General features: G+C 35.1%; 22 protein-coding genes. 6 read left to right on the plus strand and 16 right to left on the minus strand.

What is annotated here, in order from left to right:
- Nucleotides 1-11: 11 nt before the first annotated feature.
- The 16 genes from MHM83_RS04915 to MHM83_RS04990 all read right to left on the minus strand — a co-directional run bounded on the left by MHM83_RS04915 (nt 12) and on the right by MHM83_RS04990 (nt 12,821).
- Nucleotides 12-1,022 (minus strand): type II glyceraldehyde-3-phosphate dehydrogenase, encoded by a 1,011-nt coding sequence (locus MHM83_RS04915; protein ID WP_159612829.1) that lies wholly within the window; start codon nt 1,020-1,022, stop codon nt 12-14.
- A 1-nt stretch (nt 1,023) separates the two neighbouring features.
- Nucleotides 1,024-2,337 (minus strand): Na+/H+ antiporter NhaA, encoded by a 1,314-nt coding sequence (nhaA, locus tag MHM83_RS04920; RefSeq protein ID WP_159612827.1) that lies wholly within the window; start codon nt 2,335-2,337, stop codon nt 1,024-1,026.
- On the minus strand, nt 2,330-3,721 hold the full coding sequence (locus MHM83_RS04925; RefSeq protein ID WP_159612928.1) for an NAD(P)/FAD-dependent oxidoreductase: 1,392 nt from the start codon (nt 3,719-3,721) through the stop codon (nt 2,330-2,332). The genes nhaA and MHM83_RS04925 overlap by 8 nt, the downstream gene beginning before the upstream one ends.
- 16 nt (nt 3,722-3,737) lie before the next feature.
- Nucleotides 3,738-4,199, minus strand: coding sequence for a universal stress protein (locus MHM83_RS04930; RefSeq protein ID WP_159612825.1), 462 nt, complete (start codon nt 4,197-4,199; stop codon nt 3,738-3,740).
- A 26-nt stretch (nt 4,200-4,225) separates the two neighbouring features.
- Entirely contained in the window at nt 4,226-4,543 is a 318-nt protein-coding gene (locus tag MHM83_RS04935) for a hypothetical protein (RefSeq protein ID WP_239178634.1), read from the minus strand.
- A gap of 206 nt (nt 4,544-4,749) precedes the next feature.
- Entirely contained in the window at nt 4,750-5,364 is a 615-nt protein-coding gene (locus tag MHM83_RS04940) for a lycopene cyclase domain-containing protein (protein ID WP_239178636.1), read from the minus strand.
- Nucleotides 5,365-5,477: 113 nt separating this feature from the next.
- Nucleotides 5,478-5,756, minus strand: a complete 279-nt coding sequence (locus MHM83_RS04945) for a DUF5676 family membrane protein (protein WP_159612819.1) — start codon at nt 5,754-5,756, stop codon at nt 5,478-5,480.
- 18 nt (nt 5,757-5,774) lie between these two features.
- Complete coding sequence (locus MHM83_RS04950; protein WP_159612817.1) at nt 5,775-5,993, minus strand: SHOCT domain-containing protein; 219 nt, start codon at nt 5,991-5,993, stop codon at nt 5,775-5,777.
- A 20-nt stretch (nt 5,994-6,013) separates the two neighbouring features.
- Nucleotides 6,014-6,235, minus strand: coding sequence for a heavy-metal-associated domain-containing protein (locus MHM83_RS04955; protein WP_159612815.1), 222 nt, complete (start codon nt 6,233-6,235; stop codon nt 6,014-6,016).
- Nucleotides 6,236-6,562: 327 nt separating this feature from the next.
- Nucleotides 6,563-6,868 (minus strand): cytochrome c, encoded by a 306-nt coding sequence (locus MHM83_RS04960; protein WP_159612811.1) that lies wholly within the window; start codon nt 6,866-6,868, stop codon nt 6,563-6,565.
- Nucleotides 6,869-6,889: 21 nt separating this feature from the next.
- A complete protein-coding gene (locus MHM83_RS04965) occupies nt 6,890-8,074 on the minus strand; it encodes a porin (protein ID WP_159612809.1) in 1,185 nt (394 codons plus the stop codon).
- Nucleotides 8,074-8,448, minus strand: a complete 375-nt coding sequence (locus MHM83_RS04970; protein ID WP_239178640.1) for a c-type cytochrome — start codon at nt 8,446-8,448, stop codon at nt 8,074-8,076. Before MHM83_RS04970 ends, MHM83_RS04965 begins: the two co-directional genes overlap by 1 nt.
- Before the next feature lie 116 nt (nt 8,449-8,564).
- Nucleotides 8,565-9,170, minus strand: coding sequence for a WG repeat-containing protein (locus MHM83_RS04975; RefSeq protein ID WP_159612805.1), 606 nt, complete (start codon nt 9,168-9,170; stop codon nt 8,565-8,567).
- Nucleotides 9,171-9,241: 71 nt separating this feature from the next.
- A complete protein-coding gene (locus MHM83_RS04980) occupies nt 9,242-9,823 on the minus strand; it encodes a helix-turn-helix domain-containing protein (RefSeq protein WP_159612803.1) in 582 nt (193 codons plus the stop codon).
- 176 nt (nt 9,824-9,999) lie between these two features.
- On the minus strand, nt 10,000-10,425 hold the full coding sequence (locus MHM83_RS04985) for an HYC_CC_PP family protein (RefSeq protein WP_239178642.1): 426 nt from the start codon (nt 10,423-10,425) through the stop codon (nt 10,000-10,002).
- A gap of 164 nt (nt 10,426-10,589) precedes the next feature.
- The gene (locus MHM83_RS04990; protein WP_159612801.1) at nt 10,590-12,821 is read right to left on the minus strand and encodes a TonB-dependent receptor family protein; all 2,232 of its coding nucleotides are present in this window, start codon (nt 12,819-12,821) and stop codon (nt 10,590-10,592) included.
- A 245-nt stretch (nt 12,822-13,066) separates the two neighbouring features.
- On the opposite strand from MHM83_RS04990, the gene MHM83_RS04995 reads away from it, so the two are divergent.
- From MHM83_RS04995 to MHM83_RS05020, 6 genes are all read left to right on the plus strand, one after another.
- Nucleotides 13,067-13,483 carry an HYC_CC_PP family protein gene (locus MHM83_RS04995; RefSeq protein WP_159612799.1) on the plus strand — a complete coding sequence of 139 codons (417 nt, stop codon included), beginning with the start codon at nt 13,067-13,069 and terminating at the stop codon, nt 13,481-13,483.
- A gap of 102 nt (nt 13,484-13,585) precedes the next feature.
- Nucleotides 13,586-17,323 (plus strand): efflux RND transporter permease subunit, encoded by a 3,738-nt coding sequence (locus MHM83_RS05000; RefSeq protein WP_159612797.1) that lies wholly within the window; start codon nt 13,586-13,588, stop codon nt 17,321-17,323.
- Nucleotides 17,320-18,537 (plus strand): TolC family protein, encoded by a 1,218-nt coding sequence (locus tag MHM83_RS05005; RefSeq protein ID WP_159612795.1) that lies wholly within the window; start codon nt 17,320-17,322, stop codon nt 18,535-18,537. Before MHM83_RS05000 ends, MHM83_RS05005 begins: the two co-directional genes overlap by 4 nt.
- Before the next feature lie 2 nt (nt 18,538-18,539).
- On the plus strand, nt 18,540-20,825 hold the full coding sequence (locus MHM83_RS05010) for a multicopper oxidase domain-containing protein (protein ID WP_239178647.1): 2,286 nt from the start codon (nt 18,540-18,542) through the stop codon (nt 20,823-20,825).
- Nucleotides 20,826-20,865: 40 nt separating this feature from the next.
- A complete protein-coding gene (locus MHM83_RS05015) occupies nt 20,866-21,498 on the plus strand; it encodes a DUF3347 domain-containing protein (protein ID WP_159612791.1) in 633 nt (210 codons plus the stop codon).
- Nucleotides 21,499-21,951 carry a heme-binding domain-containing protein gene (locus MHM83_RS05020; RefSeq protein WP_159612789.1) on the plus strand — a complete coding sequence of 151 codons (453 nt, stop codon included), beginning with the start codon at nt 21,499-21,501 and terminating at the stop codon, nt 21,949-21,951. It abuts the gene before it with no gap.
- Nucleotides 21,952-21,961 lie beyond the last annotated feature (10 nt).

Consider the following 21,961-nt stretch of genomic DNA (forward strand, 5'->3'; position numbering starts at 1 on the left):
TTTAATTAGAATTAAATTCCTAAACTTTTATTGGTTTTAGATATGGATTTTGTTCCGTCGGTTTCAATTCCTGTAAGTGCTCTTATAGCATCTATAGTTTCTGGTATTACTATAGCTTGGTTATCCACGATATAGGCATAAAAGAGTTCATCTCCCACTACCTTTAGCATATCTTCCCAAAGTGCAACTTCGTACATATCGCCCCAAGGTCTTCCCATATCCAAAAACATTTCTTTAATGGTATTGTTTGAGACTAGGCCTTGGTCATATTGAATAAACTTTATACGACTAGACGTTTTAAAAGCATTTAAAACTTCTTCTTTCGAGGCTTGCTTTTTTAACTTCACATTCCAGTAGTGCATATGGCTTAAAGTTTCTGGAACTTTTACCGCAGAAGTAATCACATCTAATTCTGGGTCAACGCTTTTAGCATCCGGACCTTGATGGCTCGGGATATCTCTTTCGGGAACCATTGTATTCATTATACCACCCAAATGACTTTCCCAAGGGTCTGTAGCTCTTCTTAAAAGCGTCCCTCTGGCATAATCCAATAAATCAGCTCTTTTTAACGCGGTTAACGTTCTTAATATAGAGGTTGTATTGCAAGAGACTACTCTGGTCGCATCTCTATTTAATGCCGATTCATAATTATTTTCGGCACTAAAGGAATGCCCCGTGGTTTCGTGTTTTTCGCCACCGTGTAATATGAATTTGATGTTCTGTTCCTTATAGATTGTCACATTTAGAGCCGCAATCTTTTTAGGCGTGCAGTCCACAACAAGGTCTGACTTATTTAAAAGTTCTTGCATATTTCCTTTTACTGTAATGCCTTCAGATTTCATTTTGTCTTCAGCTTCATCAGTTGCTGAATAGATATCGTACTCTTTTCTTACCGCATTTTGAATGCGCCAATCGCTTATGATATCGCATACTCCAGAAAGCTTCATATCATCCTGTATGTTGATTGCATCGGCCACTCTTTTTCCTATTACTCCGTATCCTATTACTGCTATTTTTTTCATATTATATTGTTTTAAGTGTTTGATTTTTTATTAAAATGATGGAACCGATAATGCCTGCGATTAGTGATGAAAATAAAATGCCGACTTTAGCGGTATAGATAAATTCCTCATCGGCAAATGCCAATTCGTTTATAAAAAGGGACATTGTAAACCCGATACCAGCTAAAAAGGCAATGCCGTAGATGTGATACCAAGTAATGTTCTTAGGAAGTTTCGCTAATTTTAGAAAGACCAAAATTTTTGAAAATAAGACGATACCAATAAATTTCCCGAGTATGAGGCCAAACCCTATTCCTAGACTTATTGGGTGGGTAAGTACTTCCAGCACTTTGCCATGTAGGTGAATACCAGCATTAGCAAAAGCGAATAGTGGTAGTACGATAAAATTCACAAATGGATTTAGGGCATTTTCAAGTTTTTGAAGTGGTGTTTGAGCTTCTGAACTTGTAACTTTAATTTCTTCGAGTATTTCTAATTGGGAATGAGAAATCAGCGAACCTTTTACGGGCTTTTCTTGTTTGAACTTTTTGTGTAATGCAGCAAGGCGTTGCGAAAATGTAGCTTCGTTAATTTTTACACGACCTGGTATAGCTAGGGCTGTTAGTATGCCAGCAATGGTAGGGTGTACTCCTGAGAAGAAGAAAGCTAGCCAAACACCACCTATTCCTATAATGGCATAGAACCAAGTTTTTCGTACTCCAGCATAATTGCCAATAATTAGTAATCCAAAGAAAAGAAAGGCGTGAAATAAATCCATAGTGGATATACCAGAAGTATAAAAAAGTGCAATCACCATTACACCGCCTAAATCATCAACGACGGCGAGTGTTACTAAGAAGACACGTAATGCAATGGGTAAGCGTTTTCCGAAAAGAGCCAGTACACCCATAGAAAAAGCAATGTCGGTGGCCATAGGTATTCCCCAACCCTGTGATGCTTCGCCACTAGTATTAAGGCTAAAATATATAAGGGCTGGAAAAACCATTCCCCCAATAGCGGCACCAATAGGCAATACTGCATTTTGAGGTGTTGATAGTTTTCCACCTAATATTTCTCTTTTTAATTCTAAGCCAACCTGAAGAAAGAACAGAGCCATTAATCCATCATTAATCCAGAGCAGTAATGGTTCGGTCAATTGAAAATTACCGATGCTAAATGAAATAGTAGTATTTAGAATATTTTGGTAGGTGCTTTGCCAAGGTGAATTTGCCCAAAGCATAGCTATTGTTACTGCTATTAAAAGTACAATTCCTGTGTTACTAAACACTTTATTCGTAATGATCCAGACGCTATTATATGCAGTACTTTTAATCATTGATTGTTATTTTTTTTACTGCGGGTTGCGAATTGATTGTGGATTTTGATTCTGATGGTTTGTTGAAATTTCTAATAATCAGGCGGTTGCTCTTTTCGTAAGTGAAATAGCTTACCGCCCAATTAAAACCAACCATCAATCTATTTCTAAAGCCGCTAATGGACATAAGGTGAACGATAGACCAGAGTAGCCAAGCGAAATAACCACCAAATTTGAATTTGCCTAAATCGGCTACTGCTTTGCGCTTACCTACGGTTGCCATTGAGCCCTTATCTTTATACTCAAAAGGTTTTACACTTTCACCCTTAATTATTTTTAATAATGCAGTACCCAAGTATTTACCTTGCTGTATTGCCGTTTGCGCAACCTGTGGATGCCCTTTTGGTGCTTTATTGGTAGTAACAGCTGCTATATCGCCAATAGCAAAAATATTTTCGTAACCTTCTACCTTTAAAAACGAATCTGTTTTTAAGCGGTTGCCCCTAACTACATGCTTTGAGTCAATGCCCTTGGGAAACTGACCTTTAACCCCAGCTGTCCAAATGAGATTTTTGGCTAGAATACTCTTTCCGTTTTTTGTAGAAACATTATTGCCATCGTAATTAGTAACGGCTTCATTAAGAAGCACCTTTACATTAAGATCCATTAAGTATTTTAGGGTTTTTGACGATGCTTTATCCGACATTGTGCCTAACAGCTTTTCTCCTGCTTCGATCAAATAAATATTCATTATTGAGGATGAATACTCTGGATAATCTTTGGGAAGAATATATTTACAGAATTCTGCCAATGCCCCTGCCATTTCTACACCTGTAGGTCCACCTCCAACAATCACAAAATTGGTCAGCGCATCACGTTCTTCATCATCACAAGTGATGGCGGCCTGTTCGAGATTTTGCAACATCATATGACGAATGTTTAGGGAATCTCTAATATCCTTCATTCCTAAGCTATTTTCTTCAACGGAATCCATACCGAAAAAATTAGTAGTAGTTCCTGTGGCTAATACGAGGTAATCATAATGAATACTTCCTTTATTGGTTTTAACAACATTTAAAGAAGACTGAATTTCTTCTACTTCTGCTAATCGGAAAACCACATTTTTATAACCATTAAACTGTTTTCTAAAGGGAAACACAATACTGTCAGGCTCTAGTGCACTAGTAGCTACTTGGTAAAGTAATGGCTGAAATTGATTAAAATTGTTTTTGTCAAACAAAACCACTTGCACTTTTTTGTTCTTTAGCTTTTCTACCAAGGCCAAACCTGCAAAACCACCCCCTACAATAACCACGCGTGGCCAATTGGTATCTGGTAGGCATATATTGTCCGCTATTTTGCAAGCCGATTTTGATTGTATATTATGTATGTGGTTGTCTTCCATATTTATTCTGGATACTCTAACTGTTATTTTTATCTCTTGCAATCATTACCGAACATTTAGCGTGGGTGGCTAAATATTGTGATACAGAACCCAATAATAGACGTGAGAGAGCACCTTGACCTTGAGAGCCAACTACTATTAAATCAGCATCCCATTCTTCAGCCTTTTCTAGAATGGCAATTTTAGGTAACCCACTTACAACGCTGGTAGTTATGGTAAGTGTCTTATTTATACTCTTAAGGTTATCGCTAGCTTCCGTAACAATCTCGTTCCCTAGTTTTTGAGCACCGTTTATGAATTCTTCAAAATAATGGTTTAAGCTACCGCCGATAGCCATTAATTCTGGGCCTAGTGCTGTGGGGAATTCGTAAACGTTTATAAGGTGAATCTCGGTATTTGAAGGCAAGGTCATTCTGTTAAGTTGCTCAACAGCTGCTTTACTGAAATCTGAGCCATCTATTGCCAATACTATTTTCATGATTTTATGGTTTATTAATAAATATTTTAGGCTCTATTTTTATTTATAAAGTTTTGAGCATCTTCTTTTGAAGCGAAATAAAAGACATTCCCTTTACTTTTATCCTGAACGATTACGGCATTAGCCTTGTCTATTTTTGTGTCATCGATCGGATTGCTACCAAAGCGGACATTATCTATGTTCTTCTGAAGTTTTTCAACACAACCTTGGCAGCACCCATAGTAAGTTATACCCTCTACATCAATCGGTATTTGCTCAACTCCCATATACCTATCGTTTACCATACACACTTTATCGTTTGGTACAATTTCATAAGTTGTTTGAGAAACAACAACTGAATTCATTTGAATGGGTTTTGTTTCTGAGACCGAAAGTGCTGCTGTCTTCTCTTTTTTCTGATTAGAACACGAGAGAAACATAAGCGAGACTATAAGCGTGACTAGAATAGTTATGGATAGTTCTGATACTTTAATGATTGGTTTTTCTACTGTTGTTATTACAGATGCAACGTTCTGTTGTTTAAATTGTCTTTGTTTCATTTTACTTTTTGTTAATTGTGAATTGTTTTATTTAAGCTTACCGGTTTATGCCAATACAAGTGTTCATATAAACTAGACCAATACATCCCAAATGTGAAAGCGAACAGCAGTTCCTCGATAGGAATTCCTAGAATAAGAATATGGGTCAAGTTATCGAGATTCCAATACAACTTCACATATTGGGGATAAAATGGAAGAATACTTCCAAAGTATATGAAGTACAATATGGTAAACAGGATGCCTCCAACCCATATCTTTCTTTTTAAATCTGACCGGCAATATAATGTTGCCAAACCACCTAGGAACATTGCTATAGTACCGCAATAAATATGGTTTAATGATGTGAATAGTGCTAATATTAAAAATATAATAGCTGGTACAAATAAGATGTATTTATGCAAGTGATGTCTTCTGTGATTCCGCTCTGTATGTGTTATTTCTACCAAGGTTTGTTTAAAAATAAGATTGTAGAGCACCACACCTATACCGCCGATAGCAAAAGAAAAAATGAAGCTTTCTATATCAAAACCTGTTTTTTTAGCCAAGTCAAAAAGCGAAGGAGGCATCCAATATTCAGGTACGAACAAAGGTTCTGTAAACCCAAAAGGCATCGTAATTAGGCTCATCTTGAGCATTTCTTTTCTCGAATCTTTCTTTATGAGATAAATTACTGCCCAAAGTGCCAGAATAATTAATGACCATATAAACCAAACGTACTGCATAAGATCTTACAAGCTTTCTATCTTTTTATTTTAATTTGTGCATTGTAAAATGCCGCAATACAGGCGCCAACAAGCCAACCGAGTATAAAGGTTTGTATGATTCCTAAACCAGCTTCCCATAGAGGAACATCCATTCTGATTATATTTGTAGTGTCTAAGCCGTGCAAGAGGCTGTTAAAAAAGTTGATTGTTCCTTCCTTTCCTGCAGTCGACATTACGATCATACAGCCTAGGTAAATTAGTGCTCCAGTAAGACCAAAGGCAAATCCCAGTTTTTTTACGTTTAATCGGTACATAATTTTATAGTTTTTTAATTAGCTGTCTGATTTTAAAATCTTTTTCGATTCTTCAAATTCTTCCTTAGATATTTCACCTTTTGCAAAGCGTTTTTTTAAAATATCCAGAGGGTTTTCTTCTTTGTTTTTTTGATATGGAATATCTGCAGGAATAAAGAATATCCAAGCAAGAAGTATAATCCATATAATCCACCATATAAGGTGCATTCCACCAAAGTGTCCGTCGTATAAATGCATAATTTTTAATTTTAAAATTGTTATTGATTTATTTTTGTAATTGTATATTCCCCTAATTTATCTAGTTGCTTTTGTATGTCTTGAACAGAGAGCGTTTCGTTCATAGAAATAATCGTGGCACCTTTTGGTGCTAAAAAAATCTCTACTTTTTCAATATTAGGATGTTCTTCCAATGTCTTCTTGACCCTTGAAATACAACCGCCACAACTGATACCGCTTATTTGAAATTTTTGTTTTATCATAGATGTTTTTTAATGATGTTGATGCTTTTTGTGTTTTTCTTCTGAATGGTTGTGTTTATTATCCTGGTCATTCTGATTGTTATGTTTATGTCTTCCATGTCCGTGTGAACCATGGGGCATAAATAGGTGGATAGCAAACATGAATAGTATAAAGATGAAAAGGGACGAGCCTCCACCTATACCGAAAGAAGGTGCTAAAAAGATAAAAAGTAACGGCAGTCCGCATCCGATGACCATCCATATCCAGTGATTGTTTTTCATTGTTTTTTATTTTAGATACATTCCTTTACATGTAAATAAAAAATGGAAAGAAATATATTTTAGTTGTTAATTAGAAGATTTTAGAAAGGCCTCAATTTTTGTGATTTCCTTTTCTGTTAAGTTTGCCCGAACTCTCATGTGTAAACTTATAGTCTCCCAATCAGTATCATTATAATCTGCTGGTGAAGGTGCTAAATGACACCTGTTGCAAGTCTCTCCCCATAATTGTGCGCCAGACTTTTCAATTTTAAATTCGTCTTCAACAGCCGTTACAGCTGTGTATTTATCTTTTGTAGAGGAACAGCTTACAATTACTGCTCCTGTTATAAGCAACATTAAACCTATTGAAGCTATTTTATATATTGTTTTCATAATTGTTGTTTTATAAGTTTATTAGAATCCGATAGCCCAGTGTACAAAGAAGCCGGTAGTTTTGCCACCTCCATCGTGACCACCAGTACTATCAGTTGTCTGATAGGCAACTTTTATCACAGACCTCCAGCTTAACCAATAGTTTAGGCCGAAAGCATATTGATCAGACTGTTCTTCCCATTCGGCACCTTCAGGAGTATTAAAGTTTGAATACCTTCCTACCACTTCTAGTTTTTTTAGAAAGTCACTACTAGCCATTGTTGGACGATAGCTAAGCTGAGTATAAAATGAGTTGCTTTTATTGTTGAAGGTATATTCTTCCTCTATATCATCCTCTATCTCAATATAAGTGGCGTTATCAATATTGGAATTATTGTATTGCCCTTTAATATCTATAAAGCCTTTAAGGGCAGGGATTTGTTTTATATAGGAAAAATCAATGGCGTATAAGAATGCTCCAACATTCTTGTATTCGGAATCACTAGCGCCAACTTTATTTGCTGAATATGCAGAAAAGCCAATCTCTGCTGAAGAATCTGCAAAAGGCAATAAACCAATACGACCTCCAAAGGCTTTACTGTTATTATTATCTTCAAAATTTTGGAATAGAAGCATTCCTGCTTCTTCTGGTTCATCACTACCATCTTTTAATCTTGGACCATTAGTAGAATACACAGAATAATTTAATTTTGGTCCTCCTAAATCAAAAGCTCCGCGAAGTTCTACCCCTATGCCGGAAGAAGGGGCAATACCATCGTGACCAAAACCTAAAGGTCTTGTAGGAAGCCTGTTTATCCAAGCAGGATGTAAGCGTTCCATAAATGTCCCAAAAGGCAATAAAAACTTTCCAGCTCGAATTGTCATGTTTTTGTTGAGAACATACATTACATTAGCATATTCTAAACCAACTTCTAATTCATTACCTTCTAACTCAAACTCTAACTCAGCCTCAAACATAAATCTATCTGAATGTTTGAATAAAAAAATGGGAGCAAAGGCAGAACCAACATATGATGATTCTGTTTCTTCACTATTGCTTAAAGTATTTAAACCTGTATGTCCATACCCTCTAATCATAAACTGAGTTTTACTTGGTTTAAATGACTCGGAGGTTTTAGTGCTGTCTGTTTTAAAATTGTTATATGTCTGACTATAAGTGGAGTAGTTTAAAATAACAATTGCAATAAATACTAGTGTCTTTTTCATTATTTCAGGGTTCTTAAATAGTTAATAAGTTCCCAGCGTTTTTTTTCTGGGATTGAAGTTTTATATGAGGGCATTGGTGAACGTCCTTGTTCTATCTTCCAGAAGATTGCTCCATCTGATTGTGATTGAAAAGTGTCGCTGGTTAAGTCTGCTGGCTTTGGTGTAAGTCCTGTGCCTGCCATACCATCACCTTTTCCTTTAGGTCCATGGCAAACAAAGCATAGCATTTTATATATCTTTTTACCTGATGCAGTAGCTTTTGCATCGCCTTTCAATGGGTTTTTTATTTTATCAGCACTTGCTGGAGCCACCCACTTGTCTTGCTCTATTGAAGTATATTCTCTTTTAGGAGAATTAATAAACCCTACTGTCAAGAGGTAAATTAATCCCAGTAGAGTTATGCTGAAAAAAAGCTTTTTTGTTCTCATTTGATTATGATTTAGTGTGTTACTGTTTTTTAAAATATCTTAAGATTCGACTAGAATAGGATTCAACGTGATATCTTTTTTAAGTTCCATTTGTTGTTATTGCTCTTTACCACAATTAGACTGTCTGAAATAAATTTAGAAGTGATGATTGGTGGAGTTTTACTTTTAGTATATTTTGGAGGAATATGTATAGCTAACTGAGTTAGATGGTCTATAACATTTCCGTTTTCATCAATGATCACTTCATAATAATGGTAGTTGACCACATCTTTTTTAAAGATATCATTATAACCTATGGTCTCTTTATGAACTATTAATGCTAAGGCCTTGTTACCTTGAAAATTCGAGACATTTAGGAACTGTGGTTTGATACTTGTTTTTCCTTTTTTATCAATAAAGCCATAATAGAGTATACCATCCTTTTGATGTGTTATAATACATTTACCATTACTGAACACAGGATAGTTACCCTTGTCTGTTTTGGTCTGTATCAAATCACTTCTAAAGTCAATAATTATAGAACCGTTTTGATCAATAAATGCCCATTCATTCCCTTTTTTTACAGCTGCTAGACCGTCGTGAAAAGGGGAGATAAAGTCAATATGCTCTAGGGTTTGCCCAAATCCTAACATTGGGATAATTAATAATGTGAGGAGGATTGTTCTCATTTTGAATAGTTTTTAATTTGATGAAACTAGAGGTTGTTGCAGGTTTTTATCTGCATAACTTTCTTTTTTATCTATATAATTTCATCGTAATTATTTCGCTTCCAATTTTCTGTGTTTTTATAATCTGTCATACTCATTCCAACCACATCTTTAAACTGCCTAGATAAGTGATTTACACTACTGTAATCTAATAAGTAACCTATGTCAGAAAAGGAATGTTGTTTAAGTTGAATGAGTTCTTTAACTTTTTCGATTTTTAATCGTATAAAGTACTTTTCAATAGTGGTCTTTTCCTTAGATGAGAACAGTTTGCTCAATGTTTTATAGTCTCGATGAAGGGTTGATGATAAATGTTCCGAAGTCTTAACCTTTAAGGTTAATGGAAGTTCAACAAGTTGTTCAATAAGAATAATTTTTATTCTTTCAACCAGCATATCTTCTTCACTTTTAACAATCTCAAAGTTATTTGCATGAAGTACTTTAGCGACATCTTGGTTAATTTGTGTATCGCTTATTCCAGGTGCTTCTACTAAAAGTCTCCCTAGTTCTAAAGAAAGGACAGTTATTCCTAATTCTTGTAGCTCTTGCTTTATTACTTTTAAGCAACGACTACATACCATGTTTTTAATCCAAAATTCTTTTGGCTGTATCATAATTAAAAAGGTATTGTTATTAAGATGTCACTCAATAACTAATTCTGTAAATGCATGCTTACTGCATAATGCGTAAATAATGTTGTTGGAAATTGGGTACAACAGTTTATAGCCTAAGCTATGCTTTGACTATAATTAATTGTGCAGTAAAAGGGTTTTTACTGCGATGTAGAAAATCAAATTAAGTAAGTCTCGTGTAGAATATATATATCCTTGGAAAACAAGGGAGGGACATAGTCCTTAAAAGGAACCATGTTTTTATCTAGTCCTTCAAAAAGGTTGATGTAGGAATAAATAAATGTTTTTAAGAAAACTAAATTATCAACTTCTAGAACTGTAGTTGATTTTTTGAAGCTATCACTAGCTGCTTCTATAAGAACAGTCTGATTGTCACAACACTCTTTTTCCTGTAAAGAGGTGCATTTTTTTAAAGAACGATCTTCTTTTTGAACTTTTTCCTTACAGGTTTGTGCTTTACTAAAAAAAGCCATATCTACTAAATCATCACAGCAAAAATGCATATTTACTGCGAAAGATGTGGTTGATAGCAGTATAAATGCTGCTAAAAAGAAAGACAATATTTTAGTAAAAAATGTTTTCACACTGTAAAGGTAATAATTTTTTTAACATCTAAGATAAAGTGTAATTGCTCTCTTAAGGTGTTTGTTATAAGTGCTTCATTAGTTTTAAGTCAATCAACACATGTACAAAGATAAATTTAAAGTGTGTATTGAAAAATGACTTTTATCAGTTCTTGTTTTCTATTCTAAAACTCATAGGTTAAACCAAAGTTAATACCAAATGGATGTCCTGGTCGTAAGCCTGCTGGCACTCGTGATACAGCGTAAGTAGTATTAAATAAATTGATAATATTAGCTGATAATGTAAATTTGCTATCAAGAAAATAACGAGCAGATACATCTACTACCAAATTTGAACTTACTTTAAATTCTTTCGGAATTGATCCAGAGCCTGCTGTAGTTCTAAATGCGCTGGTATATCTCGAATTAAAATTAAGATCAAATTTTTTATGCTGCATTCCTATGGTTGCGTTTAATTGATGTTTGGCAATGTATGGTATTTCATCTCCAGCTGTAACTATACCATAAATATCTTCACTGCTATCAAAACTTGTCAAAAACTTGGTATCCGTCAGCGTATACGAGAATGAGATGGGTAATGTGAATTTTTTAGTTGTATTACGTAATAGATTATAGTTAACCAGAAATTCGATACCACTCACCCTAACTTCACCAGCATTAAATTGGTCTAAACTCCCTGTTCCACCTGAAGCAGCTAGGTCACTTCCAAGCAAATTTTTGTAATCATTGTAAAAACCAACGAACTCCCCTTTAATTCCTTTGAAATTAAAGCGGGTACCAAGTTCATAATTTATGCTCTGTTCAGCCTTTTGTTCAGGTGTGTTACTTGGCGGTGAAAAGCCTTTATGTACACCCCCAAATATTGATAGGTAGTTGTTGAATTTGTAATTGGCTCCTATTCCTGGAATCCATATATCTATTGAGTTTTGTCGAATCGATAAATCTTGCCCTATTCTTAATGGGTCACTAGTACCGTAGTCGGTTCTGGTAAGTACTATATTTTCATAACGTAAGCCTGGTGTGAGGGTTAATTTTTCGATTTTGGCAGTATATAACAAATGAGCAGCTAGGGCTTTTGCATCACTAATGCGATTCGAATTGGATCCTTTATTGGCTACGGTGGTACGGATTAATTCATTGTTTTGAAAAGCATATCTGTCTACCCATTGAAATCGATCTTCTTCATCTTCATGATATCGTATTCCTATCTCCATGTTTTGCAACCATTCTGTCCCCCATTTTATTGTTGCTACGGATTGAATCCCGGTAGAAGTATAGACTCTATTGTTGGCTTTGATACCTAAAACATCGGGCTGAGTATCTGCATTACCTAGGAGGGTTTGATATTCGGAAGGAAAATTTTCTGGTGCAGATAAAACTTTGCCAATGCTTATGCGTTCACCTAAATTGACATCATCTAGTTTATACCAATTTCTCTTGAATTTATTAATATATCCCGTAGTTCTTATGTTGATGAATGGTGAAACACGTATAAAATGGGTAAGTTGATACTGTTGGTGTTTTCCATTCATTACGTCTTTGCTAGAAGCTCTATACCTTCTAAATGGGTTGTTTTTAAAATCTTCATCTGTTAGACCTAGGTATGTTTCATTTGCCTTTTCTTCGGAATACTGGATTTTAAGTGTTAATGCTTGATAGGTCTTGGCGTCTAAATTAGTGTTAAGTCTAAATTTAGCAGAATAATCAGATTTGTCAAACCCAGTATTGCCACCGCCGTCTAAACCTTTGAAGCCATCCGAATTATAGTTAAAATAATCACTAACAAATCCAAAATTGTTAAAACTGTTACCGATAACGACTTGAGTGTTTCTTGAATTAAAATTTCCTGCAGAAATTGAAGCTTTTCCTGTGAATTTATTAGGAATCTGGGTTGAAATCATGTTTATAGCACCACCTGTAGTATTGGGGCCGTATTGTATTTGACTACTACCTTTTAATACCTCTACAGACTCCATTCTACCTATAGTTGGGAAGTAATATGCTGCTGGAGCACTATAGGGAGCAGGTGCTATGAGAATTCCATCTTCCATCAAGTTGATTTTGGAACTACGCTCTGGGGAGGTGCCACGCAAACTAATATTTGGACGCAGTCCAAATCCATCTTCTTCATAAATATTTATCCCGGGAATGGTCTGCAGAATCCTATTAATATTGGTGTAGGAGAATTTTTTTAAATCTTTTTGTGAGATATAGCTTGCGGATCCTGTTTTGTTTCGAGCTTCAAACTTGCTTCCAAGTAGTGCATTACCTGAGATAACAACTTCTTCAAGGAATTCAGTTTTTAGTTGGATGGAGTCTTTTTCTTGTGGGTTTGTCTGAGCTACAGCTATTGTAGTTGTAAATATCAGAATAAGTAAATGTGTTGTGATTTTCATTTAATGTATTATTTAGAATTAATTTAAATAGCGACAAATGTAATTTCCTAATTTTAAAACACCAACTTTATTTAGAATTATTCTTAATAATTTTTTTAACCAAATTTACTATTCAATTATTGCAGCAGGTATGCAATATTTCAAAAGTTAATTATTCAATATTCAAGATTTAAATCCAAAATCATTTCTGAAAATTTTGTTAAACAAAATTAATATGATGATTTTTTTGTAGCTTTGCATTACCAATGAAGCATTATTTTTATAAAATAGTATCCTTTTGTATGGGGCTTTTAGTGTTCCTGTCTACAATGTCTTTTACTATAGAAAGTCACTATTGTGGTGATGTTTTAATAGATACTTCGGTGCTTGGTAAAGTTGAGTCTTGTGGTATGGAAACTCAACAAAAAACATCTTCAAAAGAGTGTGATATCAGTAAGAAAGACTGTTGTAGTGATGAGCAGTTGGTTGTTGATGGTCAAGATGATTTGAAAATTTCTTTAGACAAATTAGATAAGGAGCAACAGCTATTAGTTGCTGCTTTCATCTATTCATACATAAATCTGTTTGCAGAACAACAAACGGAAAATATTGCTTTTAAAAATTATTCTCCTCCTCCTTTGGTCAGGGACGTTCAAATTTTAGACCAAACTTTTCTTATTTGATTTTTAAGTAATTAATACTGTAGTCCAACATTAACTTGTTTGGACTAAACTGCTTGTCTTTTGTTTTAAGACCAAATTTTTAATTACTTAAAATTCATTTATATGCTAAATAAAAGCATCAAATTTTTAATAGAAAATAAATTAGTAGCAGTTTTGTTACTAGCCTTATTTGTGGCGTGGGGTGTTGTAAATGCGCCTTTCGAATGGAATACTGGTTCTATGCCACGTAATCCTGTGGCTGTAGACGCCATACCTGATATTGGTGAAAATCAACAGATCGTATTTACCAAATGGGATGGACGTTCTCCTCAGGATATTGAAGACCAAATCACTTATCCACTTACTACTTCCTTGTTAGGAATTCCTGGGGTAAAAACCATACGTAGTTCCTCAATGTTTGGTTTTTCGAGCATCTATATCATTTTTGAAGAGGATATAGAATTTTATTGGAGTCGAAGTCGTATACTAGAAAAATTAAATTCACTACCAGCGGGATTATTACCAGAAGGAGTAAACCCCGCGCTAGGTCCTGATGCTACAGGTCTCGGACAGATTTACTGGTATACATTAGAGGGTCGTGATGAAAACGGAAATGTTACCGGTGGTTGGGACTTACAAGAATTAAGAAGTATTCAGGACTTCTACGTGAAATATGCTCTATCCTCAGCAAGTGGTGTTTCAGAAGTAGCATCAATAGGTGGTTACGTTTTAGAATATCAAGTGGATGTCAATCCTGAATTGATGAAACAGTATAAAGTTGGATTGAACGAGGTTGTTAAAGCTGTAAAACAAAGTAATCAAGACGTTGGTGCGCAAACATTAGAAATTAATCAGGCAGAATATCTAATTCGAGGTTTGGGATATGTCAAATCTATTTCCGACTTAGAAAATGCAGTAGTCACCTCAGAAGATTTTACTTCTATACGCCTGAAAGATATAGCTAAAGTTTCTCACGGTCCTGCAACAAGAAGAGGTCTCTTAGATAAAGAAGGCGCAGAGGTTGTAGGTGGTGTTGTGGTTGCTCGCTATGGAGCCAACCCTATGGCAGTTATTAATAATGTTAAAGAAAAAATTAAAGAACTAAGTTCTGGTTTACCATCAAAAACCTTGAGTGACGGAAGGACATCACAATTGACTATTGTTCCTTTTTATGATAGAACTGAACTCATTCAGGAAACATTAGGGACTCTTGATGAAGCATTGACTCTAGAAATTTTGATAACCATTTTTGTTATTATCATTATGGTTTTCAACTTAAGGGCGTCAGTATTAATCTCAGGACTACTGCCTGTGGCTGTATTGATGGTTTTTATATCAATGAAATTATTTAATGTAGATGCCAATATTGTAGCTTTATCTGGTATCGCCATAGCTATTGGTACAATGGTAGATGTAGGTGTTATTCTTTCCGAAAATGTGCTACGCCATATAGATGAAAATGACCAGAACTTACCAATGAATACAGTAGTATATAATGCCACAGCCGAAGTGTCTGGTGCTATTCTTACTGCGGTTATGACTACAATAATAAGTTTTATCCCAGTGTTTACAATGATAGGAGCTGAAGGTAAGCTGTTTAGGCCTTTGGCTTTTACAAAAACTGCAGCACTCACGGCATCGCTTATAGTAGCACTATTTCTTATACCACCATTTGCAGCCTATTTTTTTAAAAAGCGAAATGTGAAAATTTCTTTTAGGTACATTCTTAATGGTGTCTTGGTAATAATTGGTCTGTCAGCAGTTATTTTTGGTTTCAATCTAGGGTTCATATTGATTGCATTCGGTATTGTTGGTTTATTATCTGTTAAAGAGAAAATTTCGGTGGAGAGAGCCAATATAATCAACATTTTTGTTTCAGCCTTTGCCATTGTATTCTTGTTAGCCGAATATTGGAGACCATTGGGCGTGGATAGAAGTATTTTCTGGAACTTAATATTTGTAGGCTTGATATGTTTTGGTTTGCTAGGTGTTTTTACACTATTTAGACATTATTATGTGCGCATTTTAAATTGGGCACTACGTAATAAACTCTTATTTCTATCTATACCTACAGCCATTGTCATTTTTGGTGTTATGATTATGCGTAGCACAGGTAAGGAATTTATGCCTTCACTCAATGAAGGGTCTTTTCTCTTAATGCCAACATCTATGCCTCATGCAGGGGTTGAAGAAAATAAACGTGTTTTACAACAATTGGATATGGCAGTTGCCAGTATTCCTGAAATTGAAACCGTGGTTGGTAAATCTGGACGAACTGAGTCTGCATTGGATCCTGCTCCACTTTCAATGTATGAGAATGTAATTCTTTACAAGCCGGAATATATTTTGGATGAAGCTAGAGAGCGACAAAAATTCAAGGTAAATGAAGATGGCTTATTTGTTCTTAAGGATGGTTCTCTGGTTATTAATCCAAATAATGATATTGATGATCAGTCTAAAGATAAAGGTCAAATAAAAAAGGAATTTTATCAGGTCGACTCCAAAATACTAATACCAGATAATGATGGAGAATATTTTAGAAACTGGCGACCAGAAATTGAATCCCCAGACGATATTTGGAAAGAAATTGTAAAGGTAACAAAACTGCCGGGAGTTACTTCAGCACCAAAATTACAACCTATTGAAACGCGTTTGGTTATGCTTCAAACAGGAATGCGTGCGCCTATGGGTATTAAGGTGAAAGGTCAAGATTTAAATGAGATTGAAGCTTTTGGTGTTCAACTAGAAGACATTTTAAAACAGGCTGAAGGAGTAAAGGAAGAAGCCGTTTTTGCAGATCGAATTGTAGGCAAACCATACCTTTTATTAGATATTGAACGAGACAGACTCGCCCGTTATGGGATTTCTATACAGCAAGTGCAACAGGTCATACAAGTGTCCATAGGAGGTATGGTACTTACACAAACTGTTGAAGGTAGAGAGCGATATGGCATTCGTGTACGTTATCCAAGAGAACTACGAGCCAACCCGAATGATTTAAAAGACATCTATGTTCCTGTAGAAAAAGGAACTCCTGTACCATTAAGCGAATTAGTAACGATTAGATACGAACAAGGACCACAAGTAATAAAGAGTGAAGATACTTTTTTAGTGGGTTATGTACTTTTTGATAAACTGGATGGATTTGCAGAAGTAGATGTAGTAGAGAATGCACAAGCTCTTATTCAGTCTAAAATTGATAATGGAGAACTTATTGTTCCTAAAGGTATAAACTATCAATTTACAGGAACTTATGAAAATCAATTAAGGGCAGAAAAAACACTTAGTGTAGTTGTGCCACTAGCATTACTCATTATATTTCTCATTCTTTATTTTCAGTTTCGTTCCATAGCAACATCACTTATGGTATTTACAGGAATTGCCGTAGCGTTTGCCGGTGGTTTTTTAATGATTTGGTTTTACGGTCAAGATTGGTTTTTAAACTTTAACTTCTTTGGAGAAAACTTACGTGATTTATTCCAAATGCATACCATAAACTTGAGTGTGGCCGTTTGGGTTGGATTCATTGCATTGTTTGGTATTGCTACAGATGACGGGGTTGTAATGGCAACTTACTTAACGCAGACTTTTGATAAAAATAAACCTAAAGACAGGAAAGGAATTAGAGCGTCGGTAATTGAGGCTGGAGAAAAACGTATCCGCCCTTGTTTAATGACAACGGCGACAACCATTCTTGCTTTATTGCCTGTGCTCACTTCAACGGGTCGAGGTAGTGATATAATGATACCAATGGCAATCCCATCTTTTGGAGGAATGCTCATTGCTTTGGTAACCTTATTTGTTGTGCCGGTATTATTTAGTTTAAAACATGAACTTCAATTAAAACGAGCTACAAAATGAGATATATAATATTAATAGGAATCGCTTTTTTCGCTTTAGCGGAAGGAAATGCACAAGACTTAGCAACCTATATTAAGGAGGCTCAAGAAAATAACCCCGAAATTCAAACTTTCGAGTTGCGCTATAACATAGCAGAAGAAAAAGTTAATGAAGTCAATACTTTACCAGATACTCAAATAAGTGCTGGCTATTTTGTAAGTGAGCCTGAAACTCGCACAGGAGCGCAACGTGCACGTTTTTCAGTTAAGCAGATGTTACCTTGGTTTGGAACCATTACAGCTAGAGAAAATTATGCCAGTTCAATGGCAGAAGCTCAGTTTGTAGATATAGAGATAGCAAAAAGAAAACTTACTCTAGCTGTATCTCAATCTTATTACAAGCTATACGCCATTAGAGCAAAACAACATGTTTTAGATAAGAATATTAAGCTTTTAGAAACTTATGAGCGTTTGGCATTAACTTCGGTAGAAGTTGGTAAGGCATCGGCAGTAGATGTATTGCGTCTTCAAATAAGACAAAATGAGCTTTTACAGAAAAAAGATGTGTTGGAGCAAGATTATCTTGCTGAACAAGTGGCCTTCAACAATCTCTTAAATCGTGATGAAACTATTGCGGTAATTGTTGTTGACGACATGTTTCTTCCAGATGAGGATGCATTAATATCAGTCGAAACTCTTCAATTAAATCCTGAATTGTTAAAGTATGACAAGTTGTACGAATCGATTGAGCAATCAGAATTGTTAAACCAGAAAGAAAGTGCTCCTAATATTGGTTTTGGGTTAGATTACGTACCAGTTTCAGAGCGACCAGATATGAGTTTTATTGACAACGGAAAGGATATTGTAATGCCTATGGTTTCCATTTCTATTCCAATTTTCAACAATAAGTATAAGTCTATAACAAAACAGAATCGATTGAAGCAGTTACAAATACAGTCCCAAAAAGAAGATAGGCTAAATAAACTAGAAACATTATTAGCAGATGCAAAATACAATCGAACGAATGCGAGAATAAAATTCAATATTCAATCAGACAATTTAAAGCAAGCGAATGATGCTGAAGAAATCCTGATTAAAAACTATGAAACAGGAACTATAGATTTCAATGACGTATTAGATGTTCAAGAGTTACAGTTAAAATTTCAAATAAATCTTATTGAATCTATTAAAGGGTATTATGTGCAATATGCTTTGATTAATTACTTAACACAATAGAAATGAAGACAATAAATATAATCATATTATTACTATTTACTCCTGTCACTTTTGCTCAAGTAGGCACAAACGGAAAAGATAGAAAAGAAGAAGGTAGACCTGTTAAGGAGTACAACCTTACCATTGAAGAAAATAAAATGACACTTGGGGATGTTACTGCAAAAGCCATGACGATAAACGGAAGTATTCCTGGGCCCGTTTTGGAATTTGAGGAAGGTGATCTTGCAATCATTAATGTAACCAATAAAATGGATGAAGAAACATCAGTACATTGGCATGGCTTAATCCTTCCAAATTTTTACGATGGCGTTCCATATCTAAATACGCCACCAATTGAACCAGGAACCACTTTTCAATATAGAATTCCAATCAACCAATCGGGTACATATTGGTATCATTCCCATACGATGTTACAAGAGCAAAAGGGGGTTTATGGGTCTATTATCATTCACCCAAAAGAAAAAACCTTGGAATATGATAAAGATTTGGTCGTGATGTTATCAGATTGGACCGATGAAAAACCATTGAATGTTTTAAGGAATCTAAAAAGAGGTAATGACTGGTATCAGGTAAAGAAAGGAACATCAGTACCATTAAGTAGAGTAATTAAAGAAGGGGCATTAGGAGCACAATTCAAGTTTTGGAGAGATCGTATGGAAGGAGCAGATATTTCAGATATTTATTATCCCACATTTTTGTCCAACGGTAAAAAAATGGCGGAGTATCCAGAATTCAAGCCAGGTGAAAAAGTACGTCTTCGCTTCATCAACGCATCGGCCTCTACCTATTATTGGTTGGATTTTGGTGGCGGAAACCCGATGGTGGTATCTAGTGATGGTATTGACGTACAACCGGTATCCAAAAGCCGATTTCTATTTGGCATAGCCGAAACGTATGATGTAATAATCACTATCCCAAAAGGAGCTATAGAAATTGTTGCTACAGCTCAGGATGGTTCTGGTAATACTTCAATTCGCTTAGGAAATGGAGAACTTTTTTCTGCGACGGTAATCGATAGACCCAACAAAGTCGAAATGATGAAGCAAATGGCAAAAATGGACATGAAGATGGGAGCGCCTGCGATAATAGGAAATCAAAAGAAGAAAACACCAGAGTTATTAATGCAAAAGTATGGAATGAAGATGGATATGAAGGACGGACAAATGAATATGAAAGATAGTAAAATGGGCAATCCAATGGAAACGAAGACAAATGACCATATGGGTCACGATATGTCAACGATGCAGAAAGATACCGCGTCTTTTGATTACAGCACACGTAAAGCCTATTTCAATTATGATTTTTTGAGGGCAAAGGAAAATACCACATTCAAAGCTAACTTACCCGTAAACGACATTTTGTTGAACCTGACTGGAAATATGCAACGCTATGTTTGGAGTATGAATGGAGTACCATTGTCAGAAATAGATAATATTAAAATTAAAGGCGGTGAGGTTACTAGAATAACATTGAACAATCTAACAATGATGCATCACCCAATGCACCTTCACGGACATTACTTTAGAGTGATAAATAAAAATGGAGAACGTTCGCCATTAAAACATACTGTTAATGTACCACCGATGCAAAAAGTGGTTATAGAATTTTATAATGAAGAAGTTGGTGACTGGATTTTTCATTGTCATGTGCTATATCATATGATGGGAGGTATGGCTAGGGTATTTAGTTATGATACGCCAAGAGACGATAGGATGAAAGAATTTCCTGCGCAAAAACTAGTAGATGAAACAGATCTTTATTATTCGTGGGGATTGGCTCGTGCTGGGTCAAACTTCAATGAGCTTTTTTTAACCTCTAGTAATATCCGTAACGAATTTGGATTAAGAACAGAGTTCGATTACAATCAAAATCTCGAAGCCGAAGTAAATTACAATAGATATCTCAATGATTGGGTACGTCTCTATGTAGGTGTTAATCTCGAAACCGAAGTGCCTGACTCCTATAATAAGTTCAACACAGTTGGTCTTATTGGTGTAAAGTACTTTACACCTTACAGGTTCAATGTAGATGTGAGTATGGATAATCAGCTACGCCCAAGAATACGTCTGGATAGGGAGTTATTGATTTTTCCAAGAATTTTTCTGGAAGGCGAATACGAATATAGAGCAGACTTTGGATGGGTCAATGATTTAGAGGATAATAAATCCTTTGAAAGTGAAACCCAATGGTTGGTAGGTCTTTCATACATCCTCTCACGTAATTTTTCAATTCAAGGTAACTACAATAACCGATACGGTTGGGGTGGTGGTCTTTTAGCAAGATTTTAATAAAATTAAAGTATATCATAATAATTAAATCAAAAACAAAATGAGCAAATTAAAATTAGTATTAGGAATAGTTACAATAGCATTTGTAACCTTAACAGTAGTGTCTTGTAAAGATGCAAAAACAGATAAAAACAATTCTACCGGTCACCATTCAGAAATGAATGCAGATGAAGACCATTCAAAAATGAATCACGATAATAGTGATGGACACCATGATGCGGATAAAAAAGAAATGACAATGAATGGGAATGGTAGTTCAGAAACTGTTTTAAATGATTATTTCAATCTTAAAGATGCTTTAGTAGCAGATGATAATTCAAAAGCTAAAGAGCTTGGTGCAACCTTAGCAAAATCTTTAGCGAGTCTTGAAATATTATCAAACTATTCAGATAAACAAAAGACAGACTTAAAAGATATCATAGAGGATGCAGTAGAGCACGCAGAGCATATTTCAGAAAGTGATATAGCACACCAGAGAGAGCATTTTAAGGTGTTAAGTAAAGATGTCACCGATATTGTTGCCATTACCGGGACAAAAAACACATTGTACCAGCAGTTTTGTCCGATGTATGATGGTGGTAGTGCTTGGTTGAGTATGAGTAAGGATGTTAAAAACCCATATTACGGTAGTAAAATGTTAAAATGCGGTAAAGTTCAAAAAGAAATTAATTAAATGAAACTAGTAAAAATCATAGCAATAATCTTGTTAGTGGTCTTTGTGGGCATACAGTTTATACCTGTAGGCCTTAATCAAAGTAATAGTATTCCGAGAACTGACTTTATGTTGGTTAATGACGTCCCTAATGGTATTAAGGATAAGTTACAAGTCTCGTGCTATGATTGTCACAGTAACAACACAAAATATCCTTGGTACAATAAAATTCAGCCAATAGCTTGGTTTCTAGAAGACCATATTGAAGAGGGAAAAGCAGAGTTAAACTTTAATGAGTGGGATTCTCTTTCAAATCGAAGAAAAGTAAGTAAACTAAGGTCTATTATTAAACAGATTGAAAGTGGTGAAATGCCTTTAGATTCTTACACTTTGATTCATAAAGATGCAAAGTTTTCAGAAGCCGAGAAAGAAGAGATAATCAGTTGGATAACACAATTAAAAGATAGTTTATAAATAATTTAAA

This window comes from Tenacibaculum sp. Mcav3-52, from assembly GCF_022347665.1.
Taxonomy (GTDB): domain Bacteria; phylum Bacteroidota; class Bacteroidia; order Flavobacteriales; family Flavobacteriaceae; genus Polaribacter; species Polaribacter mesophilus.